Below are 21,102 nucleotides of genomic sequence, written 5' to 3' on the forward strand. Positions count from 1 at the left end.
CGATCGGCCCGGACGACGGATGGTTGCCGTCCGGGCCTTGATTCCTCAGGTGCGGCTGTCCTCGCGAGCGAGCAGCCGGGTCAGAGCGAGGAGGAGTTCGTGCTCCGGCTGCTCGGGCAGCTCGGTGGCGCGCCAGGCGACGAATCCGTCCGGGCGGACGAGCGTCGCGCCGGTCGCGGTGATGCCGTAGGCCGGGTGGAACCGGCCGTCGACGTCGTCGAAGCCGGTGCCGATGCGGTAGCTGCCCAGATCGAGATCCAGTGCGGCGGAAACCTTTTCCGCCGCGGCGAGCCATTCCGTACCGGCTGCGCCGATCAGCAGGGTGAACGCGCCGTCGAACAGGTCGAGGGTGGACAGGGTCGCTTCGTCCTGACGCAGCCAGAGGTGCGGTGCGCGCAGGCCGGGGCGGCCGCTGGGGTGGCGAGGGTCCTCGACCGGACCGTCCGGAGTGCCGGTCTCGGAATGGATGGCCGCCGACCGATACCGGTAGCCGAGGATCATGGTGAGGTCGTCGATGGTGGCCGCGTCGTCACCGGTGCCGCTGTGCCTGCCCTGCAGTCGCTGCATCGCCTGATCGAGTGTGACGCATGCGACAGGGCGGCGCTCGTCCTGATAGCTATCCAGAAGCGACTGGCCTGCTTGGCCTTTGAGGACAGCGGCGAGTTTCCAGGCGAGATTGTTTGCGTCGGCGATGCCGGTGTTCGCGCCGAAGGAACCGGTGGGTGGGAAGACGTGGGCGGCGTCGCCGACGAAGAAGATCCGGCCGGCCCGGTATCGGGCCGCGACCCACGCGCCGATGCGGGTGGTGGCCACCTTCTGGTCCGAGCCGGTCATCAGGGGCACGAGGGTGAGCTCGAGGTTCGGGTCGCCGATCGCGCGGCGGGCCAGTTCGACGCAGCGTTGCTCGGTGAAATCGGCGGCGGTCGCGCCGGAGTCGGGGCCGAAGGGGATGCCGAGCGACCAGCGGCCGAACTCGCGGCCGGGTACCAGCGCGGTGCCGGTTGTCGGCTGGTCGAGGTAGCCGAGCAGGAATCGTCGGTCGCGCAGCGGGCCGCTGAGGTCGGCGTCGAAGACGAAGCTCGCGGCGTTGATCAGTTCGCCGGGTCCTTCCTGGCCGATGCCGAGTTTGGTGCGGATGCCCGCGCGGTTGCCGTCGGCGGCCACCAGATAGTCCGCGTGAATTCGTCGCTCGGCACCGCTCGCGAGCTCGCGGACCAGGGCGGTGACGCCATTCTCAGTGGCATCGACGGAGATCAGCTCGGTGCCGAATCGGATTTCCGCGCCGTAGTTTTCGGCATCGGCGCGGACGACGCGTTCGAGTTCGTCCTGGTCGATCATCGTCCAGTCGGTGGGGCTGAGGGTGGCGGGCGGCCGGACCCGGCTGAGGATGTCGACCCGGAATCGTTCCTGGCCTGCCAAGGTGTCCGCGCCGAACATCTCGGGGAAGTCGGCCAGGATCGAGGTGCGGTCGCGGATCGCCCGCTCGAGGCCGAGGGCTCGGTAGATCTCCATCGAGCGCGGGTTGAACGCGCGGGCCTGCGGTTGCAGCGCGGTGGACGAGTGTCGTTCGACGAGGGTGGGGCGGATGCCCGCCCTGGCCAGGAACAACGCGGTGGACAGGCCGGTGATGCCGCCTCCGGCGATGAGGACCCTGGTCTGCTGGATATCTGACGGTGTGTGCACGGCGAGCTGCTCCTGAGTAACGGGACGGTCCACTCATCATTCAATCGATTGCGCTGCTCTGTCAATCATCTGATTGATTAACTTCTTCTACTGACTGAAACTGCTACGCGTATGTAGAATGGCGTCGTGCCGTCGTCGAAACCCCGCAGGTCACCCAAGCCGCAGGAGCGCCGGCGCGACCCTGAGCGCACCCGTCAGCTCATCCTGGACGCGGCCGAAGCCGAGTTCGCCGCGCACGGCTTCCAGGGCACGCGCACCGCCGCCATCGCCACCCGCGCCGGCGTCAACCAGCAGCTGATCTCCTACTACTTCGACGGAAAAGCAGGCCTGCATCAGGCCATGTCGGAGCGCTGGCAGGCACGCCGCCGCGACCTCGTCCCGCCGGAAACCCCCCTGCCCGAACAGTTCCGCCGCTACGCCCTCGAGGCCACCCACAACCCCGACGGCGTCCGCCTGATGGCCTGGGGCGGCCTCGAATACACCGGCCCCGACAGCGATCCGGACCACGCGCCCCGCGCGAGGATGCTCGCGCACAGCGTCGAGGAACTACGCACCCTCCAGGCCGCGGGCCGCCTCCCCGCCGAATTCGACCCGGCCACACTGCTGGTCATGCTGATGGCCGCCGCCATGGCCCCCACCACCCTCCCGCACGTCATCGAAGGCGTCTGCGGAACCGACCCGCGCGCACCGGAATTCATCGACCACTTCGCCGACCAGATCGCCCTGCTCGTCGAAATGCTCGGCCGGGCAAGCCGGTAACCCGCTCGCTACGTTGATTGCCGTGCCTTGCCGCTCGGCGAGGGCCGGACGATCGTGGTGTCGTCACCCCAGGTCACGGAGGACAACACCGCTCGACTCCCGATCTTCCGAGAGGGCGCCCGTCGTGGCGGATGCCGAATTCCGCGTGTGCGCTCGCTGCCGCGAACTGACCGTCGCGTACCTGATCGACCACGCGGTCCCCGCCCAGCAAGTCCTGGTCACCCGGCTGGCGACGGTGGACACCACGGCGCCGGAGTCGCCGCCACCGGTCCGCAGCTCGGCCCGGCAGGCTCGGATTCTGGTGATCGACGACGACCGCGCATTGGTCGAAATGCTGTCGGTAGTCTTGCGCGGCAACAAGTACGGCTGCAGCACCGCTGTCGCTGACCCCGATCCAGTTCCGACTGCTCGAACTCCTCGCGCGGAACGCGGGCATTGTGCAACCGGTGCGAAAGATACTGGCCAAAGCGTGGGGCGACCCGACCGGCAAGGACGCCGATCGGGTGAAGTTCGCGGTCACCCGGCTGCGCCGCAAACTCGACGACACCGAACTCGGGAGCGATGCGATCGTCGCGCTCGCGGCCTCGGCTACCTGTACCAACCTCCGGGTACCGCCGCCGGATTTCGGCGACCCGCGCGGAGCCAGGCCCGCGACGGGTACAGCCACGCCGCCCGCATACTCGACGCCGGCGGCGCGAATGATGTTCCTAGGCAGTGAGCTTCAGGATGTCGATGCCTCGGTTTCGGTCGGCCACGTAGGTGAAGCCGCGGTGCCAGTACGGGGCCCAGGAGGCTGCGTCGGCGGGGCGGTAGTAGGCGATCTGTTTGGGATTGGTGGGGTCGGTGACGTCGAGGAATCTGGTGCCCTGGGCGTAGAAGGACTGGACCAGGATCTTGTCTTGGACGTCGAAGTAGTGGGCGGAGCAGTCGGCGGAGGCGGGGTCGCTGCCTTCCTGGCCGGCCACACCCCAGGTGCCAACGGTGTTGAGGCGGAACGGTTTTTGCGGTGTGGAGCGCCAGCCCTCGCCGCCGTAGGAGCCTTCGAGGGAGGCGATGACCAGGACTCCATCACCGGCGCAACCGTCGACGAAGCTTTCCTCGGTGGCGTAGATGAGGTTGCCGTTGTCCCAATGTCCGGTGCCGCCACCGTCTTTCGAGCGGGCGCCGATCGGGCGGAAGCTGTTGTGCATGAACTTGGACGGCGCGGCCGTTTCCTTGATACCGCCGCCCGCGTAGGGGACCGGGTCGTTCGCGGAGGCCAGCCGTAGCTTGCCGGTGACCGGATCCTTGTGCATCCCGGCGGTCCAGTACCCGCGCACGCCGCCGCGGCCGGATGCCCAGGCGACGCCGGACTCGTCCACCTGCACGTCGTGCACGTAATCGGTCTGACCGTCGTTGCGCGCCAGCTCGATCGGGTTGGGGGAGACCTTCGGCTTGCGAGGATCCCTGACGTCGGTGACCCAGATCGGGCGGCCGCCCCACTCGGCGGGCATGTTGTCCGCCTTGGCGGGCCCGCCGGTCCACAGGTACTGGCAGTCGTTGATGCAGGTGGTGGTGTGGCCCGCCGGGACTTTGACGTAGCTGAGCACGGTCGGCTTCTCCGGCTTGGCCAAATCGACCACGTAGATACCGGATTCGCCGTTGTGCACATTGCCGCCGAAGGCGCGGGGGTCGCGGGACAGGAAGACCCGCTTGCGCACCGGGTCGACCTCGGTGTCCTCGGTTTCCCACATGCCGGGCATGTTCAGTTGGCCGATCAGCTTCGGCGCGGCCGGGTTGGCGGTGAGATCGTAGGTCTTCAAGCCGAACTCGCCGGAGACGACCATGACGTCCCGGGGGCCGTACTGGAGGAACTGCAGCGAGATCGCGCCCTGCGCGTCCGGGAGGTTGCCGACCGCTTTGACGTTCTTCTCCGCACCGGGGCTCCCGGTGAGCCGCGCGGCCGCAGCGTGCGGGCCGTCCTCTTCCCCGCAGGCGGCGGCGGGCAGTGCGGTGGCGGCGAGCGTCGCCGTGACGGTGACCAACAGTAGGGACGACCGGAGCAACAAGCGGCGCACAACTACCTCCCGGCGAGACGCGAACGCTAGGTGACCAGGGATTCCTGGTCGTCGAGTTGACCTCACTGTAAGTGCGATGCGGTGGCCCGGGATCCCCATATCGCGATAACTCGAACTGGGGAAGGACTTTCGCGCCGTGAACAGTTAATGATGTTGATATGCAAGGTGTTCCGCGACGCAGGTACAGCCCGGCTGCCGCAGGCGTCACACGGCTGATCGTCGTGCTCGCCTTGCTCTTGCTCGGCGTCACCGGCTGCGCCGAATCGTCGGAGCCCGCGAAGCCCGGCGTGCTCACGGTCGGTGTCCGTGAACCGGCCAGCCTGCTGCCCGCGGACCTGCGCGACCAGGCGGGCCGCATGCTCGTCGGCGCGCTGTGGACGCCGTTGATCGACTACGACGCGGCAACCGGGAAGAGCACCCCGCGCGCCGCGGAATCGGTCTCCAGTACCGACCAGCTGACGTGGGAGGTCAAGCTGCGCGCGGACGGCCGGTTCCACGACGGGACGCCGGTCACCGCGAAATCCTATGTGGACACCTGGCATACGGTCGCGGACGAGCGGTGGGCGGGTTCCGGCGCGCTCACCGAGGTCCTGCGGCCCGTGGCGATCACCGCGCCGGACGACCGCACGGTGCGGATCGTGCTCGACCGCCCGTTCGGTCAGGTGCCCGCGGTGTTGGCTTCGCCTGCGCTGCTTCCCCTTCCGGCGTCGGTACTGGCCTCGCGGGACTGGGTGGGTTTCGCCGCCGACCCCATCGGCAACGGCCCGTTCCGGATGGTGGAGCCGTGGCGGCCGGGCTCGGGCGGCCGACTTGCCCGAGTCGCCGAGGCGGCCGGTAAAGCACGCGAGATCCAGTTCCGGATAGGCGATTCCGCCGCACAATACGACCAGGTGAAGTCGGGCAAGCTGGACCTGGCCGGCGAGGTCCCCGGCGAGCGGCACGACGCGATGCACCACGATTTCGCTGATCGTCACGCGATGTGGCCGCTGCCGGAGGCGAGCTATCTCGCATTCCCAGTGTCGGACAGGCGATTCGATGACGCGGCGGTGCGGTATGCCTTCGCCATGGCGGTGGACCGCGACGCGTTGGCGGCGAATCCCCTTGCGCACCAGGTCGATCCGGCGCGCGCGATCTTGCCACCCGGCGTCGCGCCCGGCGAACGCTCCGGTCCCTGCCGGCCTTGCCTGCACGATCCGGCCGCCGCGAAGTCGCTGCTCGGCCAGGTCCCCTTCACCGGCCCGGTGGCGTTGTACTTCGATGCCGGACAAGAGCAATGGGGACGGACCCTCGCCGATCAGATCGGCTCCGCCCTCGCCGTCGAGGTATCCGCGAGACAGCGCGGCGACGAGGCGAATCAACCCGGCGACGGACCGTTCCTGGTGACTCGTTCGCTGAACACGTCGAGCCCGCACGAGCTACTGGCGGAGCTCGCGGAGGCGGCCGGGTACGCCGACGACGGCTTCGCGCAGCTGCTGGCTTCCGCGGATTCCGTTGGCGCGGCAGCGGACAGCGGTCAGCTGTACCGGCTCGCCGAGAATCAGTTGCTCCGCGATCTCCCGGCGGCGCCGCTGTGGACCGGTCATGGTCACGCGGTATGGGCAGCGCGCGTGCACGAGGTGACGGCGGCTCCGTGGCAAGGGATAGACCTCGCCTCGATTTCGGTGTGAGCGGTCCACGGTCGACGTGTGACGTCGGACACAGTTGATCTTCGAGGGAACCGGACGCGATCTTGTCCGTCTAAAGACCTGACAGACAACAGAATTCCGGAGGGGAATCACATGAAACTTCGCACTGCCATCGTCCTGTCGTTCGCTACGCTCATGGGCTCGAGCCTGATCGCCGCCGGTTCGGCCGCGGCAACTACCGCCATCGCCGGGCCGCCGGTTCCAGGCAACGTGCAGGTAGACGGCAATGGGTGCCCGATTCCGCCGCGCGGTCTGGACGGCAAGCCGTTGCCGCCGCCGTCGGGTCCCGACGGCCGGCCGTTGCCGCCGCCGTCCGACTACAACGGCAACCCTTGCCCGCGCCCGCAATAGTCCTGCGGGAAACCGTCGGCGGACCTGGAAACTAAGGGGATCCGGTCCGCCGCCGGGACTCGGCGCGAACTGTCGCCGCTAGCAGTGGTTCTGCAGCTCGATCCTGGTCACGGTTCGAAATGCTTCGGCGGGATAGGTTTTCTGGGCGTTGTTGACCTTGTCCAAATCCCAGTGGTATCGCTGGGCCGAGGACGGCAGGTTGAGGACGAACTTGCCGAGATCGCCGCCGGTCGGCCAGTTGTTGACGATATTGCCGAGATACCGGTGGTTCGCGTCGAACAGCGCGGCGTGCATGAGCCACGCGTCGTTGTCGGAACCGCTGGTGACCAGGGCGTTGAACTCGGCGTAGCCGTCGCTGTGCAAGACCCAGCGCGCGCCCTGGAACATCGTGCAGTCGCCCGCTCTGATGTCACCCCAGGTGAAAACCTTGTCCGGGTCGGCATGTCCCACCGGCATGGTGGTGAGGGCGGTTGCGGTAGCCAGTCCGATACAGACGGCAAGCCGAACCAAGGTGCGACGAAAAGCGGTGGTCATGATGTGGTGCTCCCCCGGGGACAAACAATTTCGCTGACCAATATTGTCGGCATGCGTATAGCGACGCGTCAATAGATTGTCAACGCGCCACGCCGCCGAATTTGTTCGATTACCTCGCGCGTTCAGCCTGTTCCGTCCATTCGGCAACATATCGGGTGACGTCCAGCGTGCCGCGGTCCTGCGGCCCGTAGAGACGCACCCAGATCGCGGGGAGATCCACGGCGAGATCCAACGCGGCGGCGTAATCGCCGTGCCCGGCGTAGAACTGGGCCAGATTCCGTCTGGTCGCGAGCGTGAACGGGTGCTCGACGCCAGAGACCTTCTCGCGCAGCGCGAGCACTTCGCCGAACAGGCGCGCGGCGCCATCGGGGTCACCGCAGGCGGCAGTCCAGTGCGCGAGATTGTCCTTGGCCCACATCGTGGTGCTGTGCTCGAGCCCGAGCGTGCTCTCGCACAGCGGCACCAGCTCGAGCGACTGCTGTCGAGCCCGTTCCGGATCGCCCGCTTCGCCGATCCAGCGCGCGTACTGGTCGCGGGAGTGCAATACGTCGGGATGCGTTGGGCCGACCAAACGTTCGAGTTCTGGGAGAAAGGCGGCATACTGATCACGCGCGCCGACGATGTCACCGGACTGCCCGGTGGCGAAGCCGAGATCGGCGCGAATCCGCAGCTTCTCCCGCTCGTCCTGTTCTAGGTCCAGCAGTTCGGTGAGCATCGCCACCGCCTGCTCGGGTCCGTCGGTCTGGACGTGCCAGTTGGCGAGTTGCACCCGGGGCAACAGCGTCAGTGGATGATCGCGGCCGAACATCGCGGTGCAGTCCTCGACCAGTCCGGCGAACATCGCACGCGCCGCGAACGGATCGCCCGCCTCGCCGGTCCAGCGCGCGAAGCGGTCGCGGGCGGCCAGGAGATCGGGGTGCTCGGGTGGCAGCGTGTCCTGGAAGGCCACCAGCCAGTTCGCCCAGGAGGCTCGATTGTCGATCGGCCGCCGCCTGGTGTCCGCCGCGTCCAGGAATGTCAGTGCGCGAGCAGGGTTTTCGCTGGACAGATAGTGTCGTGGCGCCGCCGTGTGTGCATAGACATCGATGTCAGGGCCGGTCACCGTGTCGAATGCGGCGGCGAGTGCGGCGTGCGCGTCGAACAGTGCACTCGGCCATTGCGCGCAGACGAGCTTTTGCAGCGAGCCGGTGAATGCCGCGTGGGACAACCCGATTCGCTCATTGTCCTGACCGGGCAGGCCGCGGGCGACCAACACGCCGAGGTCGACAACCGCGTCACGGAGCTGCGGCAGCGTCACCGGCTGATCGAGTCGACGGAGGGCCTCGTGGATCAGCGGCAACGGTGCGGTCGGGCCGACGCCGACCGCCGCCAGCAGCGCGCCGACGGGCAGTGCGATGTCGGCGTGCACGGGGCGTTGCCGGGTCGTGTGGAATCGCTTGGCCACCAAGCTGTCCAGGTCGGTGCCGTCGAGAGCCGTTTCGCCCCACGCGATTTCGGTGATCAACCGCGGTATCAACCAGCCGCCGCGCACCTCGTCGGGCAGTTCGTGGATGGCCTGATCGAGCCCATCGGGCAGGACGCCTGCGGTGCCGGTCAGCTCCCGCAGCACCTCCCGTGCGGAGGGTGGATGCAGGTGGACGCGCCGCGCGTGCGCGATATCCGGATGGTCTACCACGTCGGTCCCTGAGCGGATGCCGACGATCACCCGCACATGGGCCAACCGCTCATCGGTGGTGAGGGTGGCGATCGCGGCGACGACGCTGGTGCGGCAGCCCTCGTCCGGTTGGTCGAGGCCGTCGATCAAAATGCGGATACGGCGGCCCGCCGTCCGGAGCCGATGCAGCGGCCGCACGATCTCGATCTCGAAGGCGCTGAACCGCTCCCGGTCGGTGAGCTCGGCCTGTACTGCCTGCTGCGCCGCCGTGAACTCGGCGCCGAACCGGGCGCCGAGCTGGTCGCGCAGTTCGACGAGCACCGACTCGATGGTGCTGGTGACATCCAGAAACACTGCCGCCGTGATGAATTCGGCGGTCAGCGCGCCCAGCGTATCGACCAGGCCCGGCCGGATGAGCAGCGACATCAGCGTGGATTTCCCGGCACCGGCCGGTCCGATCAACGCCTGCAATCGATCGCCGCTCGCCTCCACGATGTCGATGAGGGTCTCCTGCACGCCTGCGGTCAGTGAGACGCTGCGCACCAGGTGATCGATCAAACCCGCCGCGGGCCTGCCGGTCACGGCGTCCCTGGATCGGGATCGATTGGGCACCAGCCAGAGTCCTTGGTCGCCGCGGCGCACCTGAGTCCCGTTGAACGACAGGTGTCGAGGGGTCTGCTGCTGACACGCGCTGTTCAGCTCGGGTGTGAGGTCGGCGCACAGCAGGTTCGTTCCGCTGCCGGGCAAGCCGGTATCGAAGGTGCGCAACAGCGTTCGGCTGAAGCAGCCGTCGTAGGCGTTGCCGTCATCGGACGCGACGAGCAATTCCATCCGGCCCGCCGACTTCTCCAGCATCCGCACCCAGCGGTTGCCCGCGCCGAGCGCACCCGTGCCCGCCTCGCACGCGTCGACGAGGACAATCAGCCCATCCAGCGATCGTGTGTTGCTGAGTTGTTCGGCGATGGCATTGACCAGGTGGAATCCGGAATCCGAATCCAGCGGCATGGTCGAATCGGCGGCGAGCAGATAGAAATCGTCGTCGTTGGTGGTGAACCCGTGGCCGACGAAGGCGATCAACAGCGTCGCACCCAGCTCGTCGGCCCGGCCGAACGCGGCCTTGATGCTGCGCTTGAGTTCGGTGATGGTGGGGTCGAGGACCGGGCCGTCCCCGATCGGGAGCCAATGGCCGACTGTGGTGAAGGTCGTGTACAGCCCTGCGGCCAGCTCGCCGGTGAACCCGAGCGGCGGGAATTCCCCGCACTCGGATCCGATGACCAGAGCCAACCTTTCCGCCATGAGAGAACTATCGGCGAGTGTGGCGCGTGGCACAACCGATGTCATAGTCATGGGAGGAATTCGGTCGGGCGAGGGGAACAACTATGGGCAATGCGGGCACACCCACCGGTGCGCGGTTCGCGCGGATCGTCGCCGCCAGCGTGGCCGGGACGACGATCGAGTTCTACGACTTCTTCCTCTACGGGCTGGCCGCGGCGCTGGTCTTCAACAAGGTCTTCTTTCCGGTCGGCGACCCGCTGACCGGTGTGTTGCTGGCGATGGTCACCTACGCGGTCGGCTTCCTCGCCCGTCCGCTCGGCGGCGTGCTGTTCGGGCACCTCGGTGATCGGGTCGGGCGGCGTCGCACGCTATCGATCACGTTGATGCTGATGGGTGGCGCGACCGTGGCGATCGGTCTCATTCCGTCGTATGCCAGCATCGGGGTCGCTGCGCCGATTCTGTTGGTACTGCTGCGATTGGTGCAGGGGCTCGCGCTCGGCGGGGAATGGGGCGGCGCGGTGCTGCTGGTCGCCGAGCACGGGTCGGCGGCGCATCGGGGGTTCTGGAGTAGCTGGCCGCAGACGGGCGGACCGCTGGGAAACCTGCTGGCCACCGGCGTGCTCGCGCTCCTCGGTCTCGGCGTCTCCAACGCCGAATTCCAAGACTGGGGTTGGCGGATTCCGTTCCTGCTGTCGGTAGCGCTTGTCGCGGTGGGGATCTGGCTGCGGCATGCGGTGGAGGAATCGCCGATCTTCCTGGAGGCGAAGCGGCGCAACGCGACTCAGGATGGCCACGCGCCGGTGCGGATCGTGCTGAGCCGTTACCGCAAGCAGGTATTGATGGCCGCGCTCGCCGATGTGGGGGAGAAGGCGACGTACTACACGTTCAGCATCTTCCTGCTGGCCTACCTCACTCAAGTCGTGCATGTGCCGAAATCCACTGCGCTGACCGCTATTACGATCGCCTCCGTCTTCCAGGCGATCGCGATCGTGCTCGGCGGCGCGATCGGCGACCGGTACGGACGACGGGTGTCCAGCGTGCTCCTCGCCGTGCTGACCGGGGTGTGGGCGCTGGCCGCATTGCCCGCGGTCGACAGTGGCAGTGCGGTAACGATCACCGTGGTCGTCACCGTCGGACTCACCTTGCACGGACTGCTGACCGGCGCTCAGGCACCGTTCTTCGCCGAACTGTTCCCCAGTGAAGTCCGTTACACCGGAGCATCATTGGGCTACCAGCTCGCCACCATCGTGGGCGGCTCGCTGACCCCGATCATCGGAGTCGCACTGCTGCACCGTTATCCATCGACCGTCCCGATCACGCTGCTGCTGTGCCTGATGCTGGCCTGCACCGCCGGAGCCTTCCTCTGGGCAGGGGAGACTCGGGGACGTGATCTGCGCGATATCGCAGGGGACGCGATGCCGACCGAGCAACCCCGATCGGCATCCACGTCCTGAGCCTCGGTGAACTAACCGCGCTCGAACACGCTCGCGTCGTCGAGCATGGCCGCGCGCAGCATGGACTCCGGAACGCCCATGCCCTCGACGAGGGTGCGGGCCTCCGGCCGCAGCCGATCGACGAGTTCGTTGACCCCGCGCCGCACCGCTTTGGCCCGCTCGACCGACATGAACCGGTGCATGATGTACCAGTCCAGGTTCTCCTCCAGCGTGGCGTACACGTAGAGGTCGCACACGGTTTCGGCGAGTTCGCGGGCTTCCGGATCCTGGATGCCCTCGATACCTTCGATGAACGCCTCCAGGATCAGGCGGTCGATGTGCGCGGTACCCGCGGTGAGGATGTGGTCCTGGGCGTTGTTGAACGCCTCGAACGGGGTGGTGTCCTTCGCGCGGGCGCGCAGGCGGTGACCGGCGGTGCGCACCAGGTATTCCTCGCGGTCGGCGAAGAGCTGCAGCTGTACCGCGCGCCGGGCCAGGTCACCCTCGTCGACGGAGTCGTTCGAGCCGTCGCGCAGCCGCTGGATCAGCTGACGCACACCGGTCACCTTGCGGACCTCGTCACCGGCCATGGTGGCGGCGAACTTCACCCAGCCCAGCGCGTCGAGATCGCGCACCTCGTCGGAGTACGCGGTGAGCAGTTCCTTGGCGACCAGCTGGGTGAGCACCAGGTTGTCGCCCTCGAAGGTGGTGAACACATCGGTGTCCGCCTTGAGGGTGACGAGCCGGTTCTCGGTCAAATAGCCTGCGCCGCCGCAGGCTTCGCGGCACTCCTGGATGGCGCGGGTGGCGTGCCGGGTCTGCGCGACCTTCAGGCCGGCCGCCCGCTTCTCCAGTGCCCGTTGCGAACTCGGGTTGAGATCCTGTCCGGTCTGCACGAGGTGCATCCGGCGCACCAGGTCGTTCTGCGCGAACGCCAGCGCATAGGTCTTGGCGACGAGGGGGAGTAGCCGGCGCTGATGGCTGCGGTAGTCGAGCAGGACCGTCTCCTGCCCGCTGTCCGGATCGGCGAACTGCCTGCGCTTCAATGCATATCGAAGGGCGATGCTCAGTGCGACCCTGGTGCCCGCCGCGGCGGCGCCACCCACGCTGACCCGCCCGCGCACCAGTGTGCCGAGCGTGGTGAAGAAGCGACGGCTCGGGTTCTCGATCTCGGAGCTGTAGGTGCCGTCCGGTTCGACGTCGGCGTACCGGTTGAGCAGGTTCTCGCGCGGGATGCGCACCTGGTCGAACACGATGCGACCGTTGTCGACGCCGGGCAGACCGGCCTTGAGCCCATCGTCGATGGTGGTGACGCCGGGCAGATCGGCACCGTTCTCGTCGCGGATCGGCACCAGCAGGCAGTGCACGCCACGGCCCTCGCCCTGGGTGATCAACTGCGCGAAAACCGCTGCCATTCTTGCGTGTTCGGCGGCGCCGCCGATGTAGTCCTTGCGCGCCGACGGCGTCGGCGAGTGGATCACGAATTCCTGGGTGGCCGGGTCATAGGTCGCGGTGGTCTCGAGGTGGGCGACATCGCTGCCGTGCCCGGACTCGGTCATCGCGAAACAGCCGAGCAGATCGAGCGAGAGGAGCCGCTTGATGTACTCCCGATGCCGCTCGGTGCCGAGATTCTCCACCGCGCCACCGAACAGCCCCCACTGCACACCCGCCTTCACCCACAGCGACAGATCCGCATACGCGAGCATTTCCAGCCCGGTAACCGCCGCCCCCGGCTCACTGGTCCCGCCGTTCTCCCTGCGGAACCCGCGCTCGGCATAACCCATGGTCGCGATGACCCGCATCTGGTCCAGCACCCGCGCCCGCGCGGCCTTGTAGTCGAGGTACGGATCCCCGGCGAACATATCGTCCGCCAGCTGAGTGCGCGCCTGCTCCCGAATCTCGCCCCACGGTCCGTCCAGTGCCGCGCGTAGGTGATCCGCCGTCGTTGCGATGCCGGTAGTCATAGCTCGACAGTAGCCCGCGCCGCGCCGACCAAACCGTGACTGTTGACACGACATTCCGGGCGGGGCTCTTGTGATGGATTGAACGGGTGTTTAGTATATTGAACATGTGTTTAACGAACAGTCCGTATCGCAAGGACCCGCCGCGGATCTGACTACGGCGGCGCGCATCCGTGACGCTGCCATCGAGGTCTTCGGCGACGAGGGTTTCCAGGTCGGCGTGCGTGCCATCGCGAAGGCGGCGGGTGTTTCGCCGGGGCTGGTGAACCATCACTTCGGCTCCAAGGACGGTCTGCGGGCCGTCTGCGACGAGCGGGTGCTGCAGTTGATCCGCGACGAGAAGATCAAGGCGCTCACCGCGGGCAGCGTCGCGAAAGGCATGCTGGCCGCGCTCGCCGAGATCGAGGTGTACGGACCGCTGGTCGCCTACATGGTGCGCAGCCTGCAGGCGGGCGGTCCGATGGCGCGGTCGCTGTTCGAGCACATGGTCGAAGACGCCGAGGTCTACATCCAGCAGGGTGTCGAGTCCGGCGCGATCAAGCCGAGCCGCGACCCGGCCGCGCGGGCCAGATACCTGATGACGCTCAATATCGGCGCGACCCTGCTCTGGATGCAGATGCATCAGCAGCCCGGCGAAAAGCTCGATTTCCGTAAGGCCATTCGTGAGCTGACTGAAGAGCTCACACCTCCCGCCCTGGAGTTCTACACCCAGGGCATCCTCACCGACCCCACGCTTTTGGACACCTTCATCAAGGAGCACTGATGTCCGAGGTCATTCACATCGACGATCTCCGCAAGACATTCGGCCATGTGGCCGCACTGGACGGGTTGAATCTCACTGTCAGAGAAGGGGAGATCCACGGCTTCCTAGGGCCTAACGGCGCGGGCAAGTCGACGACCATCCGCGTCTTGCTCGGCATCCTGCGTGCCACCTCCGGCCGGGCCGAACTGTTCGGCCGCGACCCGTGGGCCGACGCGGTCGCGCTGCACCACGAACTCGCTTATGTGCCAGGCGATGTCACGCTGTGGCCGTCGCTGTCCGGCGGTGAGACCATCGATCTGCTGGCCAGGATGCGCGGCGGCATCAACAAGGAGCGCCGCGCGGAGCTGATCCAGCGCTTCGACCTCGACCCGCGCAAGAAGGCGCGCACCTACTCGAAGGGCAACCGCCAGAAGGTCGCGCTGATCTCGGCGCTCGCCTCGGACGTGCGGCTGCTACTGCTCGACGAGCCGACCTCGGGACTGGATCCGTTGATGGAACAGGTCTTTCGGGAATGCGTCGAGGAGGCCAAGCAACGCGGCACCACGGTGCTGCTGTCGAGCCACATCCTGTCCGAGGTGGAGGTGCTGTGTGACCGGGTGACCATCATTCGGGCCGGGCGCACCGTGGAGAGCGGCTCCCTGTCGGAGATGCGGCACCTGTCGCGAACCTCGATCACCGCCGAATTGCTCGGTGACCCAGGCGATCTCAGCCGGATCGACGGCGTCGACGACATCCAGTGGGACGGTAAGACGCTGCGCTGCCAGGTGGACAGCGAACATCTCGGCGAGCTGATCCGACTGCTCGGCGACACCGGCGTGCGCAGCCTGACCAGTGCGCCGCCGACCCTGGAAGAGCTGTTCATGCGGCATTACCACGTGGACGGTGAATCCTCGACAGCCACGGCGAACAAGGCAGAGAAGGTGGGGGCATGACCACGATCACCGCCGACCGTGCCGCGGCGGCACCGTCTTTCGGTGATTCCAGCGACTTCGCGGGTACCGGGCAGCTGTTGCGGCTGTACCTGCGCCGGGATCGCGTCGTGCTGCCGCTCTGGGTACTGCTGATCGGCGTGATGCCCGCGTTCCAGGTCGCGAGCATCAAGGGCCTCTACGGCACCCAGGCCGAGCTCGACAGTTTCGCCAAGACCACCGCGAACAGTCCCGCGCTGCTTGCCATGTACGGACCGGTCTTCGGTACCGAGCTCGGTTCCATCGGCACCTGGAAAGCAGGCGCCATGTACACGATTATCGCCATCGCCACGGTGCTCACCGTCATCAGGCACACCAGGGTCGAAGAGGAGACCGGACGCGCGGAACTGGTGGGCGCCACCAGCATCGGCCGCTACGCCGGCCTGACCGCAGCGTTGGTGCTGACCTATGCGGGCTGCGTGATCGCCGGAATCGTCTGTACCGCTTCGCTGTACGGCGACAAGCTGGCCGGAGCGGGCTCACTCGCGTGGGGCAGCGGGCTCGCCATGTCCGGCATCGTCTGGGCGTCGGTCGCCGCGGTCGCCGCCCAGGTCAGCTCCGGTGCCCGCATCGCGCGCGGCCTCGCCTTCGGCGCGCTCGGCGCGGCCTTCGCGTTGCGCGCCGTCGGTGACGCGGGTAACGGTGTGCTGTCCTGGTTCTCGCCGATCGGCTGGTGCCTGCAGCTGCGGCCGTTCGCCACCGAACGCTGGTGGACACTGCTGCCGTTGGTGGTGGTGGCGATCATCGGGACCGGCGTGGCCTATCGGCTGCTGAGTACTCGCGACACCGGGTCCGGACTGCTGGCCGAACGCCTCGGCCCGCCCGTCGCCGATGCCGCGCTGTCCGGTCCGCTCGGGCTCGCCTGGCGCTTGCAACGGGGGACGTTGCTGGCCTGGACCATCGGCTTCGCCCTGTACGGGATGCTGATCGGCGGCGCCGTGAATAGCGTCGGCGACATGCTCAACGGCAGTCAGGCGGTGCGCGACGTCATCAGCCGGATGGGTGGTTCGGCGATGCTGCAGAACTCGTTCATCAACGCTGCGGTCACCATGCTCGCCGCCGCTGCCGCGGCGTACTCGATCTCGGCCACGCTGCGCCTGCACGAAGAGGAGTCGAGCAGTCGAGCCGAGGCCACCCTCTCCGGATCGGTGGGGCGCGCCCGATATGCGTTGAGCCACATCGGCTTCGCGCTGCTCGGCCCCGCGGTAGCGCTGCTGGTGGCCGGCGCCGCCGTCGGCATCGTTTACGGCACGGTCTCGGGTGATCTCGGCACGAAACTGCCACAAGCGATCGGCGCGGCAGCGGTGCAGGTGCCCGCGGTTTGGGTGGTGACCGGCATCGCCGTGGCGATCTTCGGTCTCGCCCCCCGATTCACTCCGGTTGCCTGGGGCGTGCTGAGCGCCATGATCGTGATCTTCTTCGTCGGCTCGCTCAACGGGCTGCCACAGTGGGTCGTCGACGTGGTGCCGTTCGTCCATCCGCCGAAGGTGCCCGGTGCGGAATTCCAACTCGCCCCGGTGCTTTGGCTGCTGGTGATCGCCGCGGCGCTGCTCGCGGTAGGCATCGGTGCCTTCCGTCGGCGAGACCTGCGCTGAGAATTTCGATAGCGGCCCCGCGCGTGCCGAGTGCGCGCGGGGCCGCTATCGCGTCCAGGTGACTCAGGCGGTGAGGCCCAGCTTTCCGGCGAGCCGGTCGAGGTAGGCGCGCACTTCATCCGTAGACCGGTCCGGCATGCCGAAAACCGCCTCGGTGACGCCGGATTCGGCCCACTGCGCCAATTGCGCCGGGTTCGGCTTGCCCGCGAGCGCGATGACCTCGGGTGTGCCTTCGCGCCCGTGCTCACGCCAGATCCGGTGCAACAGTGCGATCTTGTCGTCCACACCGTCCTCGGTGGGGGTGGTGATCCACCCGTCCGCGTTCTTGGCCAGCCAGGTGAACGACTTCTCGGTGCCCGCGGCGCCCAGATGCACCGGGATCCGCTTCTGGATCGGCTTGGGCCACGACCAGCTGGCGCCGAAATTCACGAATTCGCCTGCGAAGCTGGCTTCTTCGTCGGTCCAGATGGCGCGCATCGCGTCCAGATGTTCGCGCAATACCGTGCGGCGTTTGGCCGGCGGCACGCCGTGGTGGGCGAGTTCGTCGGTGTTCCAACCGAATCCGACGCCGAGGCTGACCCGGCCGCCGGACAGGTGGTCCAGCGAGGCGATGGTCTTGGCCAGCGTGATCGGATGATGCTCGGCGGGCAGGGCCACCGCCGTGGACAGGCCGATCCGGCTCGTCACGGCGGCGATGGTCGCCAGCGCCACCCAGGGATCGAGGGTGCGCAGATACCGGTCGTCCGGCAGGCTCGCATCACCGGTCTGCGGATGCGCCGCCGCCCGCACCACCGGGATGTGCGTGTGCTCCGGCACGTAGAACGTGTCGAAACCGGCACCCTCGGCGGCCACCGCCGCGTCCTGGGGCGTGATGCCTCGATCGCTGGTGAACAACACAATCCCGTACCGCACCGTACGCGCTCCCATCCATTAAACTAGAACAAGTTCTACCACCTTTCCGGACCAGTACCAAGGGTTTGCTGCGCATCGACTGGCCGCCCTGGTCCTGCGCGACGGGCTATTGAGTCGAATGCTGTTCGGTAGGAAGCGTGTCGCTCCGGTCCGGGCGTCTATCGGTGAATAGCTGCGCCGGCCAGCAGAGCGCGAGAACCATCGCGATGGCCACGGCCGCACCGCCGATGATGTCGGTGGGCAGGTGGTAGTCGAGCCCGATCATCCCGACAGCCGCCGCGAGCAAAGCCAGTACCGCGACCACGAGCGCGATGAGCCGAGCCCGCACCGAATCGACCAGCACGATGAACGCGGTCGCGATCGCGACCAGATGCACGGTGTGCCCGCTGGGATAGGCGAGATAGTCGTGCAGGTGCCGATCCCAGAGTGGCTTCCACAGCACGCTATTGAGGCCGAGGGCGAGTTCCGGAACCATCACCATCGTGGCGGCGCGCCACCACTGGCCGCGGTAGCCGAACCATGCGCCCGCGAGTAGTAGCAGCGGCACGAGAATGTAGGCGTTACTGGGCACCACCAGTGCCTGGTAGATGCCGGGCCGGGTGTCGAGCGCCGAGTGGATGGGGGTGGCGAGGGTGCGGTCGAACGCCGTCGCGCCGCCGTCGGGTGGGAACGTCACGGGCAGCAGACCCGTAACCGCGCCGCCCAGCGCGATGCCGCCGAGCCGGAGCAAGCCCTCGAGCCTGGTGTCTTGCCGTAGTCCGCCCACTGGTAGACGATAGCTACTGACAAGTTCTTGCTACTCGGCCGAGGGGCGGCGGAGAAGTCAAAGGTCATTCGACTGCGCACGGCCGGAGCGGGTGAACCTTCGAAATCTTCGCGGCCCCAGGCCAACTCGGAGATCCGTTAATGCCCCGCGACGCCGCGGGGTCTTGGTATCGTCGTAGTAATAGATCGGTGAACATTTGGGTTCACCGATCTACTGTTCTCGGCTCGGTCGGCCTGGATGCAATGTGGCTCGGGCGCAGTTCATGCGGTCGTCTCAGCCGTGGTTGTGACTGAGAGGTGCCCATGGGCGATGACGTCCGGCTTTCGCTCGCCGGAACCTATCGGCTTCCGACGCTGGTCGGGCGGTCGGCCGAACTGGCCGAGCTCGGCCGGTTGCTCGTCGATCCGCGGGTCCGGCTGCTCACCCTCACCGGCACCGCCGGAGTGGGTAAATCAAGGCTAGCTCGAGAAGTACTGTCGGACAGCGGGTTCCACGGAGAACTCGATGCGGTAATCGAGCTCGGCGACTGCGCCGACCGAGCGGGTGCGTGGAACACGGTGCTGGACAAGGTAAGCCACCGCCCACTCGACGCCGTACCCCGAAACCTCGGCCCGGTCGAAGCCTTGGCCGCTCTTGCCGCCAAGATCGGCACCGATCGCGCAATCCTGTTGCTGGACAACACCGATCGGGTCGTCGAGCGGATCTCTGTCGATGTGGCCCGGCTGTTGGAGCACTGCCCGCACCTGATCCTCGTGGCGACCGGCCGCGTCCCGTTCAACCTGTATCGCGAATGCGTGCTGTGCGTGCGACCGCTGCGCTCCGGCAGCGACCCTGGTTCGGCGACCCAGCTGCTGCTCGACAGCATCGACAGCCACTACCGCGGCCCGACCGCGGTCGCCGACCGGTTGGTCCTCGACGAGATTGTGCGCGAACTCGACGGCGTGCCGCTGGCGATCGAACTCGCGGCGGGCTCGATCGCCCGGATCGGCCCGGTGCGCACCCTGCACCGCATCGAAGCGGGCGCGGACCTGCGGTCACCCGGGTATGTCGACGTGCCCGAGCGCCACCGGACATTGCACGGCGCGATCGAGTGGGGCCTGGACGACGTCGCCCCCGAGGTGCTCGACCTGCTGCTCCGGCTGTCGCTGTACGAATCGGTGATCGATACCGACATCGCCTGCCGCGCAGCCGGGACCGGCGAGGAACAAGCCACCACCGCGCTGGCGGAGTTGGTCCAGCGCAGCCTGCTCGACCACACGTCCAGCGGGACGCACGGACACGGCTACCGGCTCTTCGCCACCGTGCGCGCCTACTGCCGTCAGGTGCTCGCCGCTGATCCGTTGCGCGCCACCGCGATCCGCGACGACCACGTAGACCGGCTGTGCCAGCTTGCCGCGCTGGTCCGCCCCCGATTCGACGAGCGCGAGCACCGGGCGGCGGCGATGGCGGCCACCGGCAAGCAGATCGTGGACTATCGCTCGGCGGTGCGCTATCTGATCGACACGGGACGCCCGGCACGCGCGGTCCGCCTCGCGGCCGATCTGGAATCGGCGTGGATTCAGCACGGCTACCAGTCCGAGCTGGAGTCGGTGCTGGCCGACCTGCTGGCGCCGAGCGACCGCGACACCGGGTCGCCCGAGGTGACGGCACTGTGCCTCGAGGTCCTCGGCACCTGGGCGGCACGGTCGGGGCGGTTACGCCGGGCGGCCGAGCTGCTGACGAATTCGATTGCCGCGTACCGCAATTCTGACAGACACGTCGACGCCACCCGGGTCATCGTGGTGCTGGTCGCGGCGTTGATCTCGCTGGGCGACCGGGCGGGGGCCAAGGAGCAGCTGAGCGCGGCCGCCCCGTACGCCGACGGTCTCACCGGGCCATGGCCGAGCCGGTTGCAAGGCGCGCTGATGTTGCTGCGCATCCCCGATCCGCCGACGCGCGACGCCGAGCTCCTGGCCAAGCTGCGGGATCGGGCCAGGTGGCTGGACAGCACGGCGCGGCTGATCGGACTGAATACGCTGGCGCGCACGCAGATCGGGCCGCAGACCGCCGATCGAGCCCAGTCGCTCTACCGGGAGAACCTGGCCGATGCGGATCTGGAAACCCAAGTCCTGCAGTCGATCGTCGCGATAGAAGGCTGCGCGATGGCCTACGACGCGGCGGGGGCCGAGTTCGCCGCGCCGACGCTGACGCTGCTGCTCGCGACCCGCCGGCTACGTGCCACCCACGGCATACCGCAATTGGCCGCGGGCGATCGGGCACCCAGCGTATCGGAGCACCGAAACATCGTCGGCGAGAGCAAGTTTCGCGAGATCAAGCGAAAGGCGGAGGGAATGACCCTCGCCGACGCGGTGGCCTACGCCTGCACCGGGCCGACGTTGCGCAACCTGGACGAATCCCCGCTCGCCGCACTGACCAAACGGCAGCGCGAGATCGCCAGGCTGGTCGCCACCGGCATGACCAACCGGATGATCGCCACCGAGTTGGGGATCTCGGAGTGGACCGTGGTCAATCACGTACGCCAGGTGATGCTCAAGCTCGGCTGTCCCTCGCGACTGCACGTGGCGCTGCTGGTGGAACGCGACGCACAGCCCGCGGTGGAGAGTGTCGGCAAGACCGAACCGGTGCTCGACGAGCCGACCGCCGAGCTGCCACGAATCACCGTGGCGCGCAAGGCCTGAGCCGGATCAGGGGGTAGGCCTGAGCCGG

The 21,102-nt window shown here is 67.6% G+C and carries 15 protein-coding genes and 1 pseudogene; 9 read left to right on the top strand and 7 right to left on the bottom strand.

The window, feature by feature from the left end; all coding sequences use genetic code 11:
- Nucleotides 1-45 precede the first annotated feature (45 nt).
- Nucleotides 46-1,683, bottom strand: a complete 1,638-nt coding sequence (locus tag ACFWF1_RS36875; RefSeq protein ID WP_379291441.1) for an FAD-dependent oxidoreductase — start codon at nucleotides 1,681-1,683, stop codon at nucleotides 46-48.
- A gap of 126 nt (nucleotides 1,684-1,809) precedes the next feature.
- On the opposite strand from ACFWF1_RS36875, the gene ACFWF1_RS36880 reads away from it, so the two are divergent.
- Nucleotides 1,810-2,442 (top strand): TetR/AcrR family transcriptional regulator, encoded by a 633-nt coding sequence (locus ACFWF1_RS36880; RefSeq protein ID WP_379291440.1) that lies wholly within the window; start codon nucleotides 1,810-1,812, stop codon nucleotides 2,440-2,442.
- Between the two features lie 383 nt (nucleotides 2,443-2,825).
- Nucleotides 2,826-2,984: pseudogene (locus ACFWF1_RS36885) on the top strand (helix-turn-helix domain-containing protein); the annotation flags it as partial.
- Nucleotides 2,985-3,149: 165 nt separating this feature from the next.
- Here ACFWF1_RS36885 and ACFWF1_RS36890 read toward each other — a convergent pair.
- Entirely contained in the window at nucleotides 3,150-4,499 is a 1,350-nt protein-coding gene (locus ACFWF1_RS36890) for an LVIVD repeat-containing protein (protein ID WP_379291438.1), read from the bottom strand.
- A gap of 158 nt (nucleotides 4,500-4,657) precedes the next feature.
- Between ACFWF1_RS36890 and ACFWF1_RS36895 the strand changes: the two genes are divergently transcribed.
- Together ACFWF1_RS36895 and ACFWF1_RS36900 are read left to right on the top strand one after the other, a co-directional pair.
- The gene (locus ACFWF1_RS36895; RefSeq protein ID WP_379291436.1) at nucleotides 4,658-6,166 is read left to right on the top strand and encodes an ABC transporter substrate-binding protein; all 1,509 of its coding nucleotides are present in this window, start codon (nucleotides 4,658-4,660) and stop codon (nucleotides 6,164-6,166) included.
- Nucleotides 6,167-6,277: 111 nt separating this feature from the next.
- Nucleotides 6,278-6,535: a hypothetical protein gene (locus ACFWF1_RS36900; protein ID WP_379291434.1), complete on the top strand. Its 258-nt coding sequence runs from the start codon at nucleotides 6,278-6,280 to the stop codon at nucleotides 6,533-6,535.
- A 78-nt stretch (nucleotides 6,536-6,613) separates the two neighbouring features.
- On the opposite strand, the gene ACFWF1_RS36905 is transcribed toward ACFWF1_RS36900, so the two are convergent.
- Nucleotides 6,614-7,069: a DUF6294 family protein gene (locus tag ACFWF1_RS36905; protein WP_379291432.1), complete on the bottom strand. Its 456-nt coding sequence runs from the start codon at nucleotides 7,067-7,069 to the stop codon at nucleotides 6,614-6,616.
- A 109-nt stretch (nucleotides 7,070-7,178) separates the two neighbouring features.
- Nucleotides 7,179-10,019: a tetratricopeptide repeat protein gene (locus tag ACFWF1_RS36910; RefSeq protein ID WP_379291431.1), complete on the bottom strand. Its 2,841-nt coding sequence runs from the start codon at nucleotides 10,017-10,019 to the stop codon at nucleotides 7,179-7,181.
- Between the two features lie 83 nt (nucleotides 10,020-10,102).
- Here ACFWF1_RS36910 and ACFWF1_RS36915 point away from each other — a divergent pair, with 83 nt between their 5' ends.
- The gene (locus tag ACFWF1_RS36915) at nucleotides 10,103-11,452 is read left to right on the top strand and encodes an MFS transporter (protein WP_379291429.1); all 1,350 of its coding nucleotides are present in this window, start codon (nucleotides 10,103-10,105) and stop codon (nucleotides 11,450-11,452) included.
- An 11-nt stretch (nucleotides 11,453-11,463) separates the two neighbouring features.
- Here ACFWF1_RS36915 and ACFWF1_RS36920 read toward each other — a convergent pair whose 3' ends face one another.
- Entirely contained in the window at nucleotides 11,464-13,383 is a 1,920-nt protein-coding gene (locus ACFWF1_RS36920; RefSeq protein ID WP_379291497.1) for an acyl-CoA dehydrogenase, read from the bottom strand.
- 118 nt (nucleotides 13,384-13,501) lie between these two features.
- On the opposite strand from ACFWF1_RS36920, the gene ACFWF1_RS36925 reads away from it, so the two are divergent.
- Genes ACFWF1_RS36925 through ACFWF1_RS36935 form a run of 3 tightly spaced genes read left to right on the top strand, consistent with a single transcriptional unit; the run spans nucleotide 13,502 to nucleotide 16,718 of the window.
- Nucleotides 13,502-14,155, top strand: coding sequence for a TetR family transcriptional regulator (locus ACFWF1_RS36925; RefSeq protein WP_379291426.1), 654 nt, complete (start codon nucleotides 13,502-13,504; stop codon nucleotides 14,153-14,155).
- The gene (locus ACFWF1_RS36930; RefSeq protein WP_379291425.1) at nucleotides 14,155-15,087 is read left to right on the top strand and encodes an ATP-binding cassette domain-containing protein; all 933 of its coding nucleotides are present in this window, start codon (nucleotides 14,155-14,157) and stop codon (nucleotides 15,085-15,087) included. Before ACFWF1_RS36925 ends, ACFWF1_RS36930 begins: the two co-directional genes overlap by 1 nt.
- Nucleotides 15,084-16,718: an ABC transporter permease gene (locus ACFWF1_RS36935; protein ID WP_379291424.1), complete on the top strand. Its 1,635-nt coding sequence runs from the start codon at nucleotides 15,084-15,086 to the stop codon at nucleotides 16,716-16,718. Before ACFWF1_RS36930 ends, ACFWF1_RS36935 begins: the two co-directional genes overlap by 4 nt.
- A 63-nt stretch (nucleotides 16,719-16,781) precedes the next feature.
- Here ACFWF1_RS36935 and ACFWF1_RS36940 read toward each other — a convergent pair whose 3' ends face one another.
- Nucleotides 16,782-17,630: an LLM class F420-dependent oxidoreductase gene (locus tag ACFWF1_RS36940; RefSeq protein ID WP_379291495.1), complete on the bottom strand. Its 849-nt coding sequence runs from the start codon at nucleotides 17,628-17,630 to the stop codon at nucleotides 16,782-16,784.
- 106 nt (nucleotides 17,631-17,736) lie between these two features.
- Nucleotides 17,737-18,396 (bottom strand): phosphatase PAP2 family protein, encoded by a 660-nt coding sequence (locus ACFWF1_RS36945; protein ID WP_379291422.1) that lies wholly within the window; start codon nucleotides 18,394-18,396, stop codon nucleotides 17,737-17,739.
- A gap of 302 nt (nucleotides 18,397-18,698) precedes the next feature.
- Here ACFWF1_RS36945 and ACFWF1_RS36950 point away from each other — a divergent pair, with 302 nt between their 5' ends.
- On the top strand, nucleotides 18,699-21,074 hold the full coding sequence (locus ACFWF1_RS36950; protein WP_379291421.1) for an ATP-binding protein: 2,376 nt from the start codon (nucleotides 18,699-18,701) through the stop codon (nucleotides 21,072-21,074).
- The last annotated feature ends 28 nt before the right edge of the window (nucleotides 21,075-21,102 follow it).

The organism is Nocardia sp. NPDC060255 (assembly GCF_042727395.1).
In the GTDB taxonomy this organism is placed as follows: domain Bacteria; phylum Actinomycetota; class Actinomycetes; order Mycobacteriales; family Mycobacteriaceae; genus Nocardia.